Source organism: Blastococcus sp. MG754426 (genome assembly GCF_021699055.1).
Classification (GTDB): Bacteria; Actinomycetota; Actinomycetes; order Mycobacteriales; family Geodermatophilaceae; genus Blastococcus.
In genome coordinates, this window is sequence record NZ_SSXC01000009.1 from 24,285 (window position 1) to 39,533 (window position 15,249).

The following is a 15,249-nucleotide window of genomic DNA, read 5'->3' on the forward strand; positions in this document are numbered from 1 at the left end:
CCGGGCATTGCGAGACTGCACGCCATGAGCGAGACGACGTCGCCGCTGACCCGCGCCGAGCGGCTCGACCGGCTGCCCGTCAACCGGGAGCACCACCGGCTGGTGGTCGGCTCGGGCATCGGGTGGGCGCTGGACGCGATGGACGTCGGGCTCATCTCGTTCGTGATGACCGCGCTGGTCGCCCAGTGGGGGCTGTCGAACGCCGAGGTGTCGTGGATCGGGTCGATCGGCTTCGTCGGGATGGCGCTGGGCGCCACGCTGGGCGGGCTGCTCGCCGACCGGGTCGGCCGCCGCCAGGTGTTCGCGCTGACCCTCCTGGTGTTCGGGCTGGCGACCGGGGCGGCGGCGCTGTCCTGGTCGGTCGGCGCGCTGCTGGTCTTCCGCTTCCTCATCGGCCTGGGGCTGGGTGCCGAGCTGCCGGTCGCCTCGACGCTGGTCAGCGAGTTCGCCCCCGCCCGGGTGCGCGGCCGGGTGGTCGTGCTGCTGGAGGCGTTCTGGGCGGTGGGCTGGACGCTGGCCGCCCTGATCGGCTACTTCGTGGTGCCCGCCGGCGACGACGGGTGGCGCTGGGCGCTGGCCCTGGGGGCGGCGCCGGCGCTGTACGCGGTGGTGGTGCGCCGGGGGCTGCCCGAGTCGGTGCGCTTCCTCGAGCTGCGCGGCCGCACCGACCAGGCGGAGGCGACCGTGCGCCGCTTCGAGCGGGCCGGCGGCGTCGCGCCCGTGCCGTCCCCCGCGCCGGCGCCGCCGACCGCCCCGCCGGGCGCCCGGGCGCTGTGGACCGGCGGCGCCGCACGGCGGACGGCCGCCCTCTGGACCGTCTGGTTCAGCATCAACTTCGCCTACTACGGCGCCTTCATCTGGCTGCCGACGCTGCTGTTCAACGACGGCTTCTCGCTGGTCAAGTCGTTCCAGTACACGCTGATCATCACGCTGGCCCAGCTGCCCGGGTACGCGGTGGCGGCCTACCTGATCGAGAAGTGGGGACGGCGGCCCACCCTGGCCACCTTCCTGCTGGGCTCCGCCCTGGGTGCCGGGCTCTTCGCCGCCGCCGACGCCGACACCGCGGTGCTCGTCACCGGCATGGTGCTGTCGTTCTTCAACCTGGGGGCCTGGGGCGCGCTGTACGCGGTGACGCCGGAGATCTACCCGACCGCGCTGCGGGCCACGGGCGCCGGTGCCGCCGCCGGCTTCGGCCGGCTCGCCTCCATCGCCGCCCCGCTGTGCGTGCCGCTGCTGGTCGACGCCGGGGGCACCGGCCTGGTCTTCGCCACGTTCGCCGCCTTCTTCCTGCTGGCCGCGCTCGCCGCCTGGGCGCTGCCCGAGCTGCGGGGCCGCTCGCTCGACGCGGAGGCCCCGCGCGGGGTGACGTCACCGGCGCTGCCGGGCTGACCGGCACCCTCGCCGCCCGGCCGACCCGCGGCCGTACCGGTTGGCCGCAGGCCGGACGGGTAGCGGCAGGGCATGCCTGAGCTCTCCCCCGGACAGCTGCGCGGCCGCACGATCGCCGTCACCGGTGCCAGCGGCAACGTCGGCACCGCCCTCCTGCGCCGGCTGACCGCGCCGTCGGCCGGTGTCGCCGAGGTCCGCGGGCTGGCCCGCCGGCGCCCGCCCTCGACCGCGCCCTACGACGGGGTGCGCTGGCACCTGGCCGACCTCGGCGAGGCCGCGAGCGAGCGGGAGGTCGCCGAGTTCGTCGAGGGCGCCGACGCCGTCGTCCACCTCGCCTGGGCGCTGCAGCCGGGTCGGCAGCCCGACCGGCTGCGCCAGGTGAACGTGGAGGGCACCCGGCGGGTGGCCCGCGCCGCGGCCGCCGCCGGCGTCGACCAGTTCGTGCACATGAGCTCCATCGGCGCCTACGCCGGCGGCGCGCGCGGCGTCCGGGTGACCGAGGACTGGCCGACCACCGGCATCCCCAGCGCGCAGTACAGCCGTGACAAGTCGCAGGCCGAGAGCGTGGTGCGCGACGTGTTCGGCCGGCACCGCGGCACGACGCTCACCGTCGTCCGCCCCACCCTGGTGCTGCAGCCGCAGGCCGCCAGCGAGATCGGCCGCTACTTCTTGGGCCCGCTGCTGTTCGGGGCCGCACGCGCGCTGCCCGGCGCGGTGGCCCGGCTGCTGCCGCTGCCCCTTCCGGCGCTGGCCATCGCCTTCGTGCACGCCGACGACGTCGCCGACGCCCTCGAGCGGATGCTCGACCGCCGCGCCCCCGGCCCGTTCAACCTGGCTGCGGAGCCGCTGCTGGACGCCGACGCGCTGGCGAAGGCCCTGGGCTCCGTGCGGGTGCCCACCCCGGCGATCGCGCTGCGCGCCGGCCTGCACGCCGCCTTCGCCGCGCACCTGGTGCCGACCGAGCCGGGGTGGCTGGACATCGGCACGCAGGTGCCCGCGCTGGACACCGCACGGGCCCGCAAGCTGCTCGACTGGGCCCCGTTCCACGCCGGCGACGACGTGCTCCGGCAGTTCGTCGCCGCCCTGGGCAGCGGTGCCGGCGGGCCCGGGGCGCTGCTGCGCCCGGCGGGTGGCGCCTCGCTGGACCCCACCGGCGACCCGGCCAACGCCCCCGGTCCGCGGGCCAACTGACCCCCGGCGGCGTGCGGGCGACCCCGGTGCCGACCAGCCCTCAGCTGCGGCTGGTCCAGGCGCCGACGTCGCGGCCGGTCCGCGCGAAGACCTCCGACGCCCGCTCGGCCCGCAGCGCGACCAGCAGCGCCTCGCCCTCGGCGAGCGTGGTGCCCGGGTCGTCCTCGGCGACCAGCCGGGCGGTGGCGGTGGCGCGCCGCCCCTCGACCGAGACCAGCTGACCGGTCACCAGGAGCGGGACGCCGAGGTGCACCGGCCGCCGGTAGGTGACCGTCAGCGTGGCGGTCAGGCCGCCGTGCCCGGCCCCGCGCGCCGAGCGGGCCAGCACGTGGTCCAGCAGCGTGGCCACGACCCCGCCGTGCACCAGCCCCGGCGGACCCTCGAGCTTCTTCCCGACGGTCACCCGGCCGACGCACCGGCCCTCGTCCGGGAAGTCGTCGACGACCATCGGCGGGGCGACCGGGCTGCCCGGCCCGTACACGGGGCTGTACCAGCGCTGGCCGCTGTCCGGGTCGTCCACCGACGCGATCTCGTGCACCTCGCGCAGGTCCGTCGAGAGCAGCGCGGTCAGCTCCCGGGCCGCGCTGGTCGCCTCGGCCAGCCGGTCCAGCGGCACCTCGGTGCGGACGGCGGCGTCGACCAGGTCGCGCAGCGCCTCCCCGAGCTCGCCGACGGCCGCGCGACGGACCTCCCGGTCCTCAGCCACGCGGCATGCCGGCCTCGCGCAGCAGGGCGCCGCCGACGATGATGCGCTGCACCTCGCTGGTCCCCTCGTAGAGGCGGAACAGCCGTGCGTCGCGGTAGAAGCGCTCGACGGGCGTCGTCCGCAGGTAGCCCATGCCGCCGTGCACCTGCACGGCCTTGTCGACGGCGCGCCCCACCATCTCGGTGCAGAACAGCTTCGCCGACGACGGGCCGACGGAGGTGTCCTCGCCGGAGTCGTAGCGGGCCGCGACGTCGCGCACCATGCTGCGGCCGGCGAGCAGCTCGGCGTGCATGTCGGCGAGCATCGCCTGCACCAGCTGGAAGCGGCCGATCGGCGCCCCGCCCTGCTTGGCGGTGGCGGCGTAGGCGACCGACTCGTCGAGCACCCGCTGCGCCATGCCGACGCACAGCGCGGCGATGTGCAGCCGGCCGCGGGAGAGCACCGTGAGCGCCTTGGCGTAGCCGCGGCCCTCCTCGCCGATGAGGGCGTCGGCGGGCACCCGCACGTCGTCGAGGAACACCTCGGAGGTCCAGGCGCCGGCCTGGCCCATCTTCTTGTCCCTGGGGCCGACGGTGACCCCCGGCGTCGTCGTCTCGACCACGAAGCTGGAGATGCCGCGGCCGCCCTTCTCCGCGGGGTCGGTGCGGGCGAACACGACGAACAGGTCGGCGATCGGCGCGTTGGTGATGTAGCGCTTGCTGCCGTTGATGACCCACTCGTCGCCGTCGCGGCGGGCGCTGGTGCGCAGCGCGGAGGGGTCGGAGCCGGCCTCGGCCTCGGTGAGCGCGAAGGAGCCGATCAGCTCGCCCGCGGAGAGGCGCGGCAGGTACCTCCTCTTCTGCTCGTCGCTGCCGAACTTGGCGATGACCTGGCCGGAGATCCCGTTGTTGGTGCCGAACAGCGAGCGGAAGGCCGGCGTCGTGTAGCCGAACTCCATGGCCAGCTCGACGTCCTCGGTCATCGTGACGCCCAGCCCGCCGTAGTCCTCGGGCAGCGCATAACCGAAGAGGCCCATCTCGGCGGCCTGCGCGCGCAGGTCGTCGGGGATGCGGTCCTCCTCCTCGATCTGCTCCTCGCGGGGCAGCACCGATTCGCGGATGAGCTGGCGAACGGCGTCCTTGACCTGGCGGAAGTCCTCGGCATCCACGGGCCCATGGTGACGTGTGCCGCGTCCGGCCCCCGCGCCGGGGTCCGCCCATGCCGAGGAGGCGTAGGAAGCTCTACCCGCGTGCGGGGGCCGCAGGACGCAGGACGCAGGACGCAGGACGCAGGTAGAGCTTCCTGTGCCTCGAAGGGGCGGGCTCAGGCGAGGGCGTCCAGGCGGGCCATGTCCTCGTCCGAGAGCGTCAGGCGCGCCGCACCCAGGTTCTCGGTCAGGTGGTCCACCGACTTGGTGCCGGGGATCGGCAGCATCACCGGCGACTTCCGGAGGAGCCAGGCCAGCGCCACCTGCGAGGGCGTGGCGTCCAGCTCGCGCGCGATGTCGGCGACCGGGCTGTCGGGCGCGGCCAGGTTGCCGGTGGCGATCGGGAACCACGGGATGAACGCGATGCCGTGCTCGGTGGCGTAGTCCAGGACGTCCTGGCTCTGCCGGGTGGTGAGGTTGTACAGGTTCTGCACGCTGACGATCTCGGTGATCTCGCGGGCGGCCTGCAGCTGCTCGACCGAGACCTCCGAGACGCCGATGTGGCGCACCTTGCCCTGCTCCTTGAGCTCGACGAAGGCGCCCAGCTGGTCGGCCAGCGGCACCTCGGAGTCGATCCGGTGCAGCTGGATGAGGTCGATCCGCTCGACCTTCAGGTGCCGCAGCGAGAGCTCCACCTGCTGCTTCAGGTACGCCGGGCGCCCGACCGGGGTCCAGACGTCCGGGCCCTGCCGGGTGAGGCCGGCCTTGGTCGCGATGACCAGGTCCTCCGGGTAGGGGTGCAGCGCCTCGGCGATGATCTGCTCGCTGATCTCGGGGCCGTAGGAGTCGGCGGTGTCGATGAAGTCGACACCCTGCTCGACGGCGGCCTGCACGACCCGGACGGCGGCCGCGCGGTCGGCCGGCTCGCCCCACACCCCGGGGCCCGGCAGCTGCATGGCGCCGTAGCCCAGGCGGTGCACGGGGAGGTCGCCGCCGATGGAGAAGGTGTCGCTCAGTTCAGCAGTCGTCATGCACCTGGCCAGCACGACGGTGGGCGCGCGTGTTCCCGCGCCGGCGTGTTCGATGGGCTGCGTGAGCGAAGGCGCGGGCGAGGTGGTCGTGCTGCGGCACGGGCAGACGGAGTGGAGCCGCACCGGCCAGCACACCGGAGGCACCGACCTGCCGCTGCTGCCGGAGGGCGAGGAGCAGGCCCGCGCCCTGCGCCAGGCGCTGGGACGGCGTCGGTTCGCCGAGGTGCGGGTGAGCCCCCTGCAGCGGGCGCGGCGCACCGCCGAGCTGGCCGGGCTCGCCCCGACCGCCGTCGACGGGGACCTGGTCGAGCTCGACTACGGGGGCTACGAGGGCCGCACGACCGCCGAGATCAGCGCGGAGCTGGGCCGGGAGTGGTCGATCTGGCGGGACGGCACCGTCGACGCCGACGTCCCCGGCGAGTCGCTGGCCGACGTCGGCGCGCGTGTCGACCGCGTGCTGGCCCGGGTACGGGAGCGGCTGCCGGGCGGCGACGTCGCCCTCGTCGCCCACGGGCACGTGCTGCGGGTGCTGACGGCCCGGTGGCTCGGTCTGGCCCCCGAGGCCGGCGCCCTGTTCGCGCTGCCCGCCGGGCGGTACGGCGTCCTGGGGCACGAGCACGGCCGCCCCGTGCTCACCGGCTGGGCGCTCGGCTGAGCCGGGCTCAGCGCGAGCGGGCCACCGGTTGCCAGCGGCCCTCGAGCTCCTCGGCGGGGGGCTCGGGGCGCACCGGCCGGCCGAACAACCAGCCCTGGCCCAGGTCGGCCCCCAGCGCGGCCACCTCCTCGGCCAGCTGCTCGGTCTCGATCCCCTCCGCCACGACCACCGCGCCCAGCCGGTGGGCGAGGTCGGTGACCGCCTTCAGCACCGTGCGGGCGCCGTCGTCCGGCAGCTCCTGCACGAGCCCCTTGTCGAGCTTGACCACGTCGGGCCGGACGGCGGCGAGCAGGGACAGGCTGGACCAGCCGGCGCCGACGTCGTCGAGCGCGACCCGCCAGCCCAGCGAGCGGTGGTGCTCGAGCACCGACACCAGGTGCCCGCGGTCGGCGATCGCGTGCGACTCCACGACCTCGAAGACGAGCTGGTGGGGGTCGATCCCGGCGTCGTGGGCCACCCGCTCGGTGCTGGCGAGGCAGACCTGCGGCCGGTAGATCGAGGTGGGGTCGAAGTTCACGAACAGGTCGTCGGCGCCGAGCCACGGCACCGCGCCGGTGATGGCGGCCTCCCGGCCGATGCGGTCCAGCCGGTGCAGCCAGCCCGCCGACTCGGCGACGAAGAACAGGTCCCCACCGCCGACCTCCCGGCCGTCGACGAGCCCGCGCAGCAGCGCCTCGTGGGCGACGACCGACCGGTCGCCCAGGGCGACGATCGGCTGGTAGACCGACCAGAACTCCGCCTCGGCCAGGACACCGACCTCCACGGTCACCCCGCGCCGGGCGAGCTCGACGGCGAGCGTGGGAGCCGTGAGCAGCCGGGCGGTGAGCGCGGCGCCGTCGTCCGGCGGGTCGGTGACCACCCGCACGGCCTCGGTCTCGGCGCCGGTCAGCTCACGGGCGAGCTTCTGGAAGAGCCGCTCCAGGCCGCGACCGCCCCGCTCGTCGAGGACGTCGACCACCTGCGGCGCGGAGTCCACGACGAGGCCGAGCGCCTTGGCGGTGCGGGCGACGTGCGGCAGCACGTGCCCGATGGTGGTGGCCAGCAGCGCGCGGCTCGCCCGGCCGGGCACCTCCCAGTTCTGGCGGCACCCGCAGACCCCGCCGCAGATGGTTCCCACGCCGGACAGGGTGGCCCACCGGCCGGGGTGCACGGGCCAGGCGCGCGGCGGTACCACAACGCTCTTCCGGGGTACCCACGGCAGAGTTCCAGCACTTTCACAACTTGAATGTCTAAGGTTTGCCCCATGGCCTCTCTCCCCACCGCAGAAGCCGCCCGTCCGAGCCGTGGCGGCCGCCCGCGCGACCCCAGTCGGGACGGGGTGATCCGCGCCGCCATCCTCCGGTTGCTCGCCGACGTGGGGTACGGCGCACTGACCATGGACGCGGTCGCCGCGGAGGCCGGCGTCGGCAAGGCGACGATCTACCGGCGCTGGCGCACCAAGCAGGACCTGGTGGTCGACACCATCTCCGACCTCAACCGGGACGAGGCGCCCAACCCCGACACCGGCTCCCTCGAGGGCGACCTCCGCGAGATCATGCGCACCCTCGTCGGCGTGGTGAACGGCCCGACCGGTGCAGCGACGCTCTCGCTGCTCTCCACCGTGCCCCGCCACCCGGCGCTCGCCGAGGCGTTCGAGAAGGGCCCGCTCGCGGTCTGGCGCCAGTCCTTCGAGCAGGTGTGGGAGAACGCCGAGGCGCGCGGCGAGGTGGGCCCCGGCTTCCGCACCTCGGTCGCCGCGGAGACCATCAGCGCGCTGTTCGTCCAGCGCTGGCTGCTCACCCACCGCCCGGTCGACGAGGCCTACGCCGACGAGGTGCTGGACACCGTCGTCATGCCGCTGGTGCGCGCCCAGGCCTGACGCCGCTCACCAGCCGAGGGAGCCGGGCCCGCCCTTGACGGGCCCGGCGATCTCGTCGGTGATCCAGCCGCCGTAGAAGCCTCCCGGCTGCGGGCGGGCCTGCTCGCCGTCGACGAGCGCGCGGTCGACCTTGCCCGGGTAGAAGGCGATCGCCGAGCGCAGGTGCCCGTAACCGGGGGCCGGGTCCTCGTAGGACCACCCGATCTCGGGGATGCGCCGGCCGTCGACGACGGCGTCCCAGTAGGTCGCCGCGCCCTTCCACTCGCACACCGAGCGGCCCGGCGCCCGCTCCAGCAGGTCGACGGCGACGTCCTCGCGCGGCACGTAGTACACCGGCGGGTGGCTGGTCTCGCAGACCCGCACCGCCCGCCAGGTGTCGGCCAGCACCCGGCCGGCCACCTCGACGACGACGTGGCGGTCGCTCACCCGCGCCGACGGCGGGCGCGGGTAGTCCCAGACCGACTCCTGGCCGGGCCCGACCGGATCGCGGCGCACCGGATCAGCGCGTGCGGCGGCCCTTGTCGACCACGACCATGCGGCGGCCCAGCACCTCGACCTCGTCCTTGCGCCGGTGCCGCACCTTCTGGACGACGACGAGCGTGACCAGCAGGCCGACGGCGCCGATCGTGGCCTGGCCCGCCGGGGTCCGCAGGAACCGCTGCACGGCGTCCCGGCCCTGCGCCTTCAGGCGGGTCGGGCTGCTGCGGTAGGCGATCTGGTCCAGGGTGGCGGCCAGCGACTCGCGGGCCGCATCGATCTCGAGCTGGATCTGTCGTGGGTCGCGGGGCACGGGCGACAGCCTGCCAGACGTGCCGCTGGTCAGCGCGCCGACGGCCCTCCCCGGCCACCCGCGCGGGTGCTCCTAGACTCCGGGACCACGCGGGAGTGGTGTAACGGCAGCCACGCCAGACTTAGGATCTGGTGCCTTCGGGCGTGGGGGTTCGACTCCCCCCTCCCGCACGCGTCCTGCGCGGCGTCGTCCGGCGCGGCGGTCCCCCGACCGGGTGACGACGGGTGCGGTGCCCGCCGCGGCCCCGCAGGCTCCTCCGGTGAACGCGTGGTAGCTGCGGGCGCCCCGGTGGCAGGTCGGCATCGCGATGGGCGTGCTCCTCGCCCCGTTCGCCGTCGTCCTGTTCGGGCTGACCGCGCCCGCCCGGCTCGAGCGGCGCGCCGAGGTGCCCCGCCGGGCCGGCTGACGCGGCGGTCAGCCCAGGACGACGCGCAGGTCCAGCTCGGCCGACGGGGTGTCCGGGTCGTCGTCGTCCACGACGGCCAGCAGGTGCACCTCGCCGCCCTCGACCCCGCGGAGGGCCAGGCCCTCCACCTTGTGCACGTGGCCGCCCACCTCGGGGACGGGCGCGACCGCCTGGACCGTGTCGCCGTCCAGCAGCGCGATCGCGGTGGCGACCACCGGACCGTCGTCCACCGCGTTCGGGGTGTCCTCGGCCGCCGCGCTCAGCAGCACCCTGCCGTCGGGGAGGGCGACCGCGTCGGTGACCGCGAGGCCCACGCCCTCGACCTCGCCGAGCTCGTACTGCCGGGGCCGGTCCACGGCGACCGCGGCGGGATCGGCGCGGCCGAGGACGGCAGCGACGAGGTCGTGCAGCGGCACGTCGACGCTCGCCGAGCGGACGCCGGCCGCCAGGTTGCCCCGGTTGAACCAGCGCACCACGTCGCCGTGGCGGCTGGCGCCCTCCAGGTTCACGTGGTCCATCGGCAGCTCCAGGCGTTCGGCCACGCGCCGGTACACCGGGCCGAGCTCCGCCGATCGCACCACCGGCCGCCCGTCCTCGAGCCGCACCAGCACCGCCCGCATGCGCCGGACCGTGGAACCCGACCCCAGCAGGAGCACCGCCGGCTCCCCGTCCACCTCCGCCGGGCAGGCCACCTCCAGGTCGGGCTTCAGGTGCTTGGTACCCGCGGCTTCGCTGAAGGTGCGCAGGCCCTCGACGGGCGGGAGCACCTCCACGGTGACCACCCTGTCCGGCCGGCGCCAGGCGGCGACCGTCGAGTCGTCCTGCACGACCAGCCAGCCGTCCCCGAGCGTGGCCACACCCGAGGCCGCGGTCACCGGGGTGCCGTCGGCGAACCGCAACGTCCGGGCCGCGTCCACGAAGACCTGCACCGGACCGGCTCAGCGGGGCGCCAGCACCTCGGCCAGCACCGGCACCAGCGCCGCGAACGCCTGGCCGCGGTGGCTGCGGGCGTCCTTCTCCGCCGGCTCCAGCTCGGCGGACGTCAGCTCGAGCCCCTCCGGGACGAACACCGGGTCGTAGCCGAAGCCGTTGCTCCCCCGCTTCTCGTGGACCACGCGCCCGCGCCACTGCCGCTCCAGCACCCGCTCGGTGCCGTCGGGGGTGACCAGCGCCGCTGCGCACACGAACGCCGCGCCCCGCCGCTCGTCGGGCACGTCGGCGAGCTGGCCGAGCAGCAGCGCGGTGTTGGCGTCGTCGTCGCCGTGCCGGCCCGACCACCGGGCCGAGAGCACCCCGGGCATGCCGTTGAGCGCGTCGACCGCGAGCCCGGAGTCGTCGGCCACCGCGGGCAGACCGGTGTACCGCACCGCCTCGCGCGCCTTGAGCAGCGCGTTGTCCGCGAAGGTCGCACCGGTCTCCGGGGCCTCGGGGTACTCGTCGACGTCGCGCAGGCCGATGACCTCGACGCCGGGGACGGCGGTGGCCAGCAGTCGCTGGAGCTCGGCGAGCTTGCCGGCGTTGCGGGTGGCGAGCAGCAGCCGGGTGCTCATCGGGCGGCCGGTCCGCGCTGCAGCGCCTCGGCCTGGAGGCGGGTGAGCTCGGCGCAGCCGGCGACCGCCAGGTCGAGCAGCGCGTCGAGGGTCGGCCGGTCGAAGACCGCGCCCTCCGCGGTGCCCTGCACCTCGACGAAGCCGCCGTCCCCGGTGCAGACCACGTTCATGTCCGTGCCGGCGCGCACGTCCTCCTCGTAGGCGAGGTCCAGCCGCGGCTCGCCGTCGATGACACCCACGCTGACCGCGGCGACCGACTGGACCAGCGGAGCCTTCTTCGCCAGCTTCCCGCGCTCCCCGAGCCAGGCGACGGCGTCGGCCAGTGCCACGTAGGCGCCGGTGATGGCGGCGGTCCGGGTGCCGCCGTCGGCCTGGAGGACGTCGCAGTCGATCGCGATGCTGTTCTCCCCGAGCGCCCCCAGGTCGACCGAGGCGCGCAGCGAGCGCCCGATGAGCCGGCTGATCTCGTGCGTCCGCCCACCGATCCGCCCCTTCACCGACTCGCGGTCGCTGCGGGTGTGCGTCGCGCGCGGCAGCATCGAGTACTCGGCGGTGACCCAGCCCAGGCCCGAGCCCTTGCGCCACCGCGGCACGCCCTCGGTCACGCTCGCGGCGCACAGGACGCGGGTGCGGCCGAACTCCACGAGCACCGATCCCTCGGCGTGGTCGAGCCAGTTGCGGGTGATGGTCACCGGACGGAGCTGGTCGGCGCTACGGCCGTCGGCGCGGGTCACGTCCGCCGACAGTAGTGAACGCAACCGACGACCTCCGGACGAGCCGGGCCCTCCGCCCGCGCTAGCCTCGCCGGACATGGCCGCACCCACCACCGACGATGCGCGCCGGCGACGGTGGGAGAGCACCACCGGCTGGATCCTGACGACCGCCGCGCTGCTGTTCCTCACCGCCTACGCCTGGCCGATCATCGACCCGGATCTCGCCACGCCGTGGCCGACGGTGCTGGCCTGGGTCACCGCGGCCGCCTGGGCCTGGTTCGCCATCGACTACGTCGCCCGGCTGTGGTTGTCCGACCACCGCAGCCGGTTCGTGCGGAGCCATCCGTTCGACCTGGCCGTCATCGTCCTGCCGTTGCTGCGCCCGTTGCGGCTCCTCCGGCTCGTCACCTTGCTCTCGGCGCTCAACCGGCACGCCGGGAGCTCGTTGCGCGGCCGGGTCGCGGTCTACGTCGTCGGGGCCACGGCACTGCTGATGTTCGTGGCCGCGCTCGCCGTGCTGGATGCCGAATGCGGGCGCCCCGAGGGGAACATCGACACCTTCGGCGACGCACTGTGGTGGTCGTTCGCCACCGTGACCACCGTCGGGTACGGCGATCGCTTCCCGGTGACCACGCAGGGCCGCGCGGTCGCCGCCGGGCTGATGCTGACGGGCATCGCGCTGCTCGGCGTGATCACCGCGACGTTCGCCTCCTGGCTGGTGGAGCGGGTGCAGGAGGTCGGCGAGGAGTCGGAGGCGGTCACCCGGCGCGACCTGCAGGCGCTGTCGGCGGAGGTCGCCCAGCTGCGCGCGGCCCTGACCCGGGAGTCGGCCGCCCCCGGCACGGCCGCCGAGGCACCGGCACCGGGGGCCCGCGCCGTCCCGCCCGCAGACGCCGGGAGCCCGGCACGCGACCGGAGCCCGTGACGGGCAGGATCGGCGCCATGAGATCGGAGCTGCGTTCCGTCCGCACCGGCGGCGTCCCCGTCGTCGTCGACCTCACCGACGACTGCGCCGAGTTCGTGCAGCAGGAGCGCGACGGGCTGCTGCACGTCTTCGTCCCGCACGCGACCGCCGGCCTGGCGATCCTGGAGACCGGCTCGGGCAGCGACGACGACCTGCTGGCCCAGCTGGACGCGCTGCTGCCCCGCGACGACCGGTGGCGCCACCGGCACGGCAGCCCCGGGCACGGCCGGGACCACGTGCTGCCGGCGTTCGTCCCGCCGCACGCCAGCGTGCCGGTGCTGGAGGGCCGGCTGATGCTGGGCACCTGGCAGCGCATCTGCCTGGTGGACACCAACACCGACAACCACCAGCGGCAGGTGCGCTTCTCCTTCCTGCCCGGCTGACGCCCCCTTGCGACCTCGCCCCCGGGACACGGCAGGATGCGCGGCATGAGCGAGACCGACGCCGCCCCCGTCCGCCTGGCCCCCGGCGACCCGGCGCCGGACTTCACGCTGCCCGATGCCGACGGCACCCCGGTGTCGCTGTCGTCCTACCGGGGCCGGCGCGTCATCGTCTACTGCTACCCGGCGGCGATGACACCTGGCTGCACCACCCAGGCCGTCGACTTCACCGCCGCGGCCGGCGACCTCGCCGAGGCGGGGCTGGAGATCATCGGCATCTCCCCCGACCCGGTCGAGAAGCTCGCCCGCTTCCGCGAGAAGGAGGACCTGCGCATCACGCTGGTCTCCGACCCGGACAAGCAGGTGATGCGGTCCTACGGCGCGTACGGCACGAAGAAGCTGTACGGCAAGGAGGTCGTCGGCGTGATCCGGTCGACGTTCGTCATCGACGCCGAGGGCCGGGTGGAGCGCGCCTCCTACAACGTCAAGGCGACCGGGCACGTGGCCAAGCTGCGGCGCGACCTCGGGTTGGAGTGATCCCTCAGGCGCGCCACGTGCCCGGCCGGGGCTGGCACTCCGGCGGGCAGGGGTACTCCGGGTCCCACGGGAAGCCGCCGTCCCGGTGGGCCCGGGTGAGCTGGTAGGCGGGCACGGAGAACTCGTCGGGGCGCTGGTAGAAGCGGTTGGCGCTGAACAGGATGTCGCCCGGGTTGGGCAGCTCCTCGACCACCAGCGGCTCGGCCTCGCCGTGGGCGATCACCTCCCCGGGCACCAGGTCCCGCCCGGCGAGCACCAGGCCGGCCACGTGCTGGAGCACGCCGCAGGCCGCCTCGCGCCCGACACCGACCACGACCAGCTCCGGGTGCCCGACGCCGAACAGCCCCACGGTGTAGCCGAACGGCGGTTCGCCGGCCTCCTCGCCGCGCATCACGTACTGCACGGCGACCCGGTGGGCGCGGATGGTCTGCGCCAGCCGGCTGTCCTCCTGGTCGAGCCAGGCGATCGTCCGGGGATCGGTCGTCATGCCGCACAGCTTGCGACCGACCACCGACACCCGGTGCGCCCGCGCGTCGGCCTGTGGACGATCGGGCCGCCTGGGGACGCCGATGAGTTCTCCCGGCCCGGGCGGTCGAACCGTCGTCGACCGTCCCGGAGGCGCACCGTGCACCAGCTGCTGAAGGTCCAGAACCTCACCGTCTCGAGCGACGGCTTCGCCGCCGGCGAGGGCCAGAGCCTGGAGCGGCCGTTCGGCCACGCCGACCCGCTGGAGCTGATGGGCTGGGCCGTCGCGACCGCCAGCTTCCCGAACCGCAGCGAGCCCGGCGGCAGCCGCGGGCTCGACGACTACTTCACCCGCGACTTCGCGCACGGCATCGGCGCCGAGATCATGGGCCGCAACAAGTTCGGCCCCCAGCGCGGCCCGTGGCAGGACCACGAGTGGCAGGGCTGGTGGGGCGCCGAGCCGCCGTTCCACACCCCCGTCCTCGTCATGACCCACCACCCGCGCCCGTCGTTCACCCTCTCGGACACGACGTTCTCCTTCGTGGGGGGCGACCCGGCCGACGTGCTGGAGCAGGCCCGGGCGGCGGCCGGCGGCCGGCACGTACGGCTCGGCGGCGGGGCCGCCACCGTCCGGGAGTTCCTCGACGCCGGCCTCGTGGACACCCTGCACGTCGCGATGGCACCCGTGGAGCTGGGCTCGGGGGCGCGGCTGTGGACCTCGCCCGACGAGATGTCGGACCGCTTCCACCACGATGAGGTGCCCAGCCCGAGCGGGGTCGTCCACCACCTCTACTGGCGCCGCTGAGCGGTCACGTCCCGTCGATGCCGAAGACGCTGCGGACGAGGGCGTCGATGACCGTCGTCGCCGCCTCGAGGTCCGGCGCCCGCGCGGCCAGCACCTCGGAGTAGAGGAAGGACTCCCCCAGCCGGACGACCGCCAGGGCGAGCAGCGGCACCGGGATCTTCGGCACCAGGCCGTGCTCGTCGACGTCGCGCTGGAACAGCTCGGCGTAGGCCTCGACGACCCGGGGCTGGACCCTGCCCTGGGGGTCGGTGAGCACCCGGATCGCGGTCGCCGGTTCCTCGGCGAGCAGCCGGCGGACGGGGCCGGCGGCGCTGAGGGCGTAGCGGAAGTCCTCGCTCACGGCCAGCGAGCGCAGCCGGTCGGCCGGGCCGCCCTCCGCCCACCGGGCGTCGTGCTCGCGCTCGATGGCGGCCAGCGTGCGCCGGCCGAGGAAGGCCAGCGCGTCGCCGAGGATCGCGTCGCGGTTGCCGGCCCGGCGGAAGAGCGTCGCCCGCGAGATGCCCAGCTCGGTCGCCAGGGTGCCGGTGTCCAGCCGGCGGCCGGCCATCAGGGTCCGCGCCGCGTGGCGCACGATCTCCTCGGGGGCGCCGGTCACGGGTGGCAGCGTAGGGCAGCAGGGACGGGCCCCGACGTCGCCGGAACCCGCCCCGTACCAGCACCTACCGGGAGATCACACCGGCACG

19 protein-coding genes and 1 tRNA gene are annotated in these 15,249 nt (G+C 75.1%); 9 read left to right on the plus strand and 11 right to left on the minus strand.

What is annotated here, in order from left to right; all coding sequences use genetic code 11:
* Nucleotides 1-24: 24 nt before the first annotated feature.
* Together E9549_RS05735 and E9549_RS05740 are read left to right on the plus strand one after the other, a co-directional pair.
* The gene (locus tag E9549_RS05735; RefSeq protein ID WP_236825584.1) at nucleotides 25-1,389 is read left to right on the plus strand and encodes an MFS transporter; all 1,365 of its coding nucleotides are present in this window, start codon (nucleotides 25-27) and stop codon (nucleotides 1,387-1,389) included.
* Nucleotides 1,390-1,461: 72 nt separating this feature from the next.
* Nucleotides 1,462-2,580, plus strand: a complete 1,119-nt coding sequence (locus E9549_RS05740) for an NAD-dependent epimerase/dehydratase family protein (RefSeq protein WP_236825585.1) — start codon at nucleotides 1,462-1,464, stop codon at nucleotides 2,578-2,580.
* Nucleotides 2,581-2,620: 40 nt separating this feature from the next.
* Here the strand turns inward: E9549_RS05740 and E9549_RS24045 are convergent, their stop codons facing one another.
* The 3 genes from E9549_RS24045 to E9549_RS05755 form a co-directional block, all read right to left on the minus strand.
* Nucleotides 2,621-3,286, minus strand: coding sequence for a PaaI family thioesterase (locus E9549_RS24045; RefSeq protein WP_236825586.1), 666 nt, complete (start codon nucleotides 3,284-3,286; stop codon nucleotides 2,621-2,623).
* A complete protein-coding gene (locus E9549_RS05750; RefSeq protein ID WP_236825587.1) occupies nucleotides 3,279-4,433 on the minus strand; it encodes an acyl-CoA dehydrogenase family protein in 1,155 nt (384 codons plus the stop codon). The genes E9549_RS24045 and E9549_RS05750 overlap by 8 nt, the downstream gene beginning before the upstream one ends.
* A 155-nt stretch (nucleotides 4,434-4,588) precedes the next feature.
* Nucleotides 4,589-5,443 (minus strand): aldo/keto reductase, encoded by an 855-nt coding sequence (locus E9549_RS05755; RefSeq protein WP_236825588.1) that lies wholly within the window; start codon nucleotides 5,441-5,443, stop codon nucleotides 4,589-4,591.
* Nucleotides 5,444-5,504: 61 nt separating this feature from the next.
* Between E9549_RS05755 and E9549_RS05760 the strand changes: the two genes are divergently transcribed.
* Nucleotides 5,505-6,098, plus strand: a complete 594-nt coding sequence (locus E9549_RS05760; protein WP_236825589.1) for a histidine phosphatase family protein — start codon at nucleotides 5,505-5,507, stop codon at nucleotides 6,096-6,098.
* A 7-nt stretch (nucleotides 6,099-6,105) separates the two neighbouring features.
* Here E9549_RS05760 and E9549_RS05765 read toward each other — a convergent pair whose 3' ends face one another.
* A complete protein-coding gene (locus tag E9549_RS05765) occupies nucleotides 6,106-7,215 on the minus strand; it encodes an EAL domain-containing protein (protein ID WP_236825590.1) in 1,110 nt (369 codons plus the stop codon).
* Nucleotides 7,216-7,341: 126 nt separating this feature from the next.
* Between E9549_RS05765 and E9549_RS05770 the strand changes: the two genes are divergently transcribed.
* Nucleotides 7,342-7,956 carry a TetR/AcrR family transcriptional regulator gene (locus E9549_RS05770; protein WP_236825591.1) on the plus strand — a complete coding sequence of 205 codons (615 nt, stop codon included), beginning with the start codon at nucleotides 7,342-7,344 and terminating at the stop codon, nucleotides 7,954-7,956.
* A gap of 6 nt (nucleotides 7,957-7,962) precedes the next feature.
* Here the strand turns inward: E9549_RS05770 and E9549_RS05775 are convergent, their stop codons facing one another.
* Together E9549_RS05775 and E9549_RS05780 are read right to left on the minus strand one after the other, a co-directional pair.
* Entirely contained in the window at nucleotides 7,963-8,451 is a 489-nt protein-coding gene (locus E9549_RS05775) for a DUF427 domain-containing protein (RefSeq protein ID WP_236825592.1), read from the minus strand.
* A gap of 4 nt (nucleotides 8,452-8,455) precedes the next feature.
* A complete protein-coding gene (locus tag E9549_RS05780; RefSeq protein WP_236825593.1) occupies nucleotides 8,456-8,746 on the minus strand; it encodes a DUF3618 domain-containing protein in 291 nt (96 codons plus the stop codon).
* An 89-nt stretch (nucleotides 8,747-8,835) separates the two neighbouring features.
* On the opposite strand from E9549_RS05780, the gene E9549_RS05785 reads away from it, so the two are divergent.
* Nucleotides 8,836-8,916 (plus strand) — tRNA-Leu (locus E9549_RS05785).
* Between the two features lie 244 nt (nucleotides 8,917-9,160).
* Here the strand turns inward: E9549_RS05785 and E9549_RS05790 are convergent.
* The 3 genes from E9549_RS05790 to rph are packed head-to-tail and all read right to left on the minus strand — an operon-like array spanning nucleotide 9,161 to nucleotide 11,436.
* Entirely contained in the window at nucleotides 9,161-10,081 is a 921-nt protein-coding gene (locus E9549_RS05790; protein WP_236825594.1) for a hypothetical protein, read from the minus strand.
* A 9-nt stretch (nucleotides 10,082-10,090) separates the two neighbouring features.
* On the minus strand, nucleotides 10,091-10,702 hold the full coding sequence (gene rdgB / locus E9549_RS05795; protein WP_236825595.1) for an RdgB/HAM1 family non-canonical purine NTP pyrophosphatase: 612 nt from the start codon (nucleotides 10,700-10,702) through the stop codon (nucleotides 10,091-10,093).
* Nucleotides 10,699-11,436, minus strand: a complete 738-nt coding sequence (gene rph, locus E9549_RS05800) for a ribonuclease PH (RefSeq protein WP_308113096.1) — start codon at nucleotides 11,434-11,436, stop codon at nucleotides 10,699-10,701. The genes rdgB and rph overlap by 4 nt, the downstream gene beginning before the upstream one ends.
* Before the next feature lie 76 nt (nucleotides 11,437-11,512).
* On the opposite strand from rph, the gene E9549_RS05805 reads away from it, so the two are divergent.
* From E9549_RS05805 to bcp, 3 genes are read left to right on the plus strand one after another with little or no spacing between them, the layout of a single operon-like run.
* Nucleotides 11,513-12,340: a potassium channel family protein gene (locus E9549_RS05805; RefSeq protein ID WP_236825597.1), complete on the plus strand. Its 828-nt coding sequence runs from the start codon at nucleotides 11,513-11,515 to the stop codon at nucleotides 12,338-12,340.
* Between the two features lie 17 nt (nucleotides 12,341-12,357).
* The gene (locus E9549_RS05810; protein WP_236825598.1) at nucleotides 12,358-12,762 is read left to right on the plus strand and encodes a YjbQ family protein; all 405 of its coding nucleotides are present in this window, start codon (nucleotides 12,358-12,360) and stop codon (nucleotides 12,760-12,762) included.
* Between the two features lie 45 nt (nucleotides 12,763-12,807).
* Nucleotides 12,808-13,296: a thioredoxin-dependent thiol peroxidase gene (gene bcp / locus E9549_RS05815; RefSeq protein WP_236825599.1), complete on the plus strand. Its 489-nt coding sequence runs from the start codon at nucleotides 12,808-12,810 to the stop codon at nucleotides 13,294-13,296.
* A gap of 4 nt (nucleotides 13,297-13,300) precedes the next feature.
* Here the strand turns inward: bcp and E9549_RS05820 are convergent, their stop codons facing one another.
* The gene (locus tag E9549_RS05820; protein WP_236825600.1) at nucleotides 13,301-13,783 is read right to left on the minus strand and encodes a DUF4262 domain-containing protein; all 483 of its coding nucleotides are present in this window, start codon (nucleotides 13,781-13,783) and stop codon (nucleotides 13,301-13,303) included.
* Nucleotides 13,784-13,921: 138 nt separating this feature from the next.
* Here E9549_RS05820 and E9549_RS05825 point away from each other — a divergent pair, with 138 nt between their 5' ends.
* Nucleotides 13,922-14,566, plus strand: a complete 645-nt coding sequence (locus tag E9549_RS05825) for a dihydrofolate reductase family protein (protein ID WP_236825601.1) — start codon at nucleotides 13,922-13,924, stop codon at nucleotides 14,564-14,566.
* A gap of 4 nt (nucleotides 14,567-14,570) precedes the next feature.
* Here E9549_RS05825 and E9549_RS05830 read toward each other — a convergent pair whose 3' ends face one another.
* Nucleotides 14,571-15,161 carry a QsdR family transcriptional regulator gene (locus E9549_RS05830; RefSeq protein ID WP_236825602.1) on the minus strand — a complete coding sequence of 197 codons (591 nt, stop codon included), beginning with the start codon at nucleotides 15,159-15,161 and terminating at the stop codon, nucleotides 14,571-14,573.
* Nucleotides 15,162-15,249 lie beyond the last annotated feature (88 nt).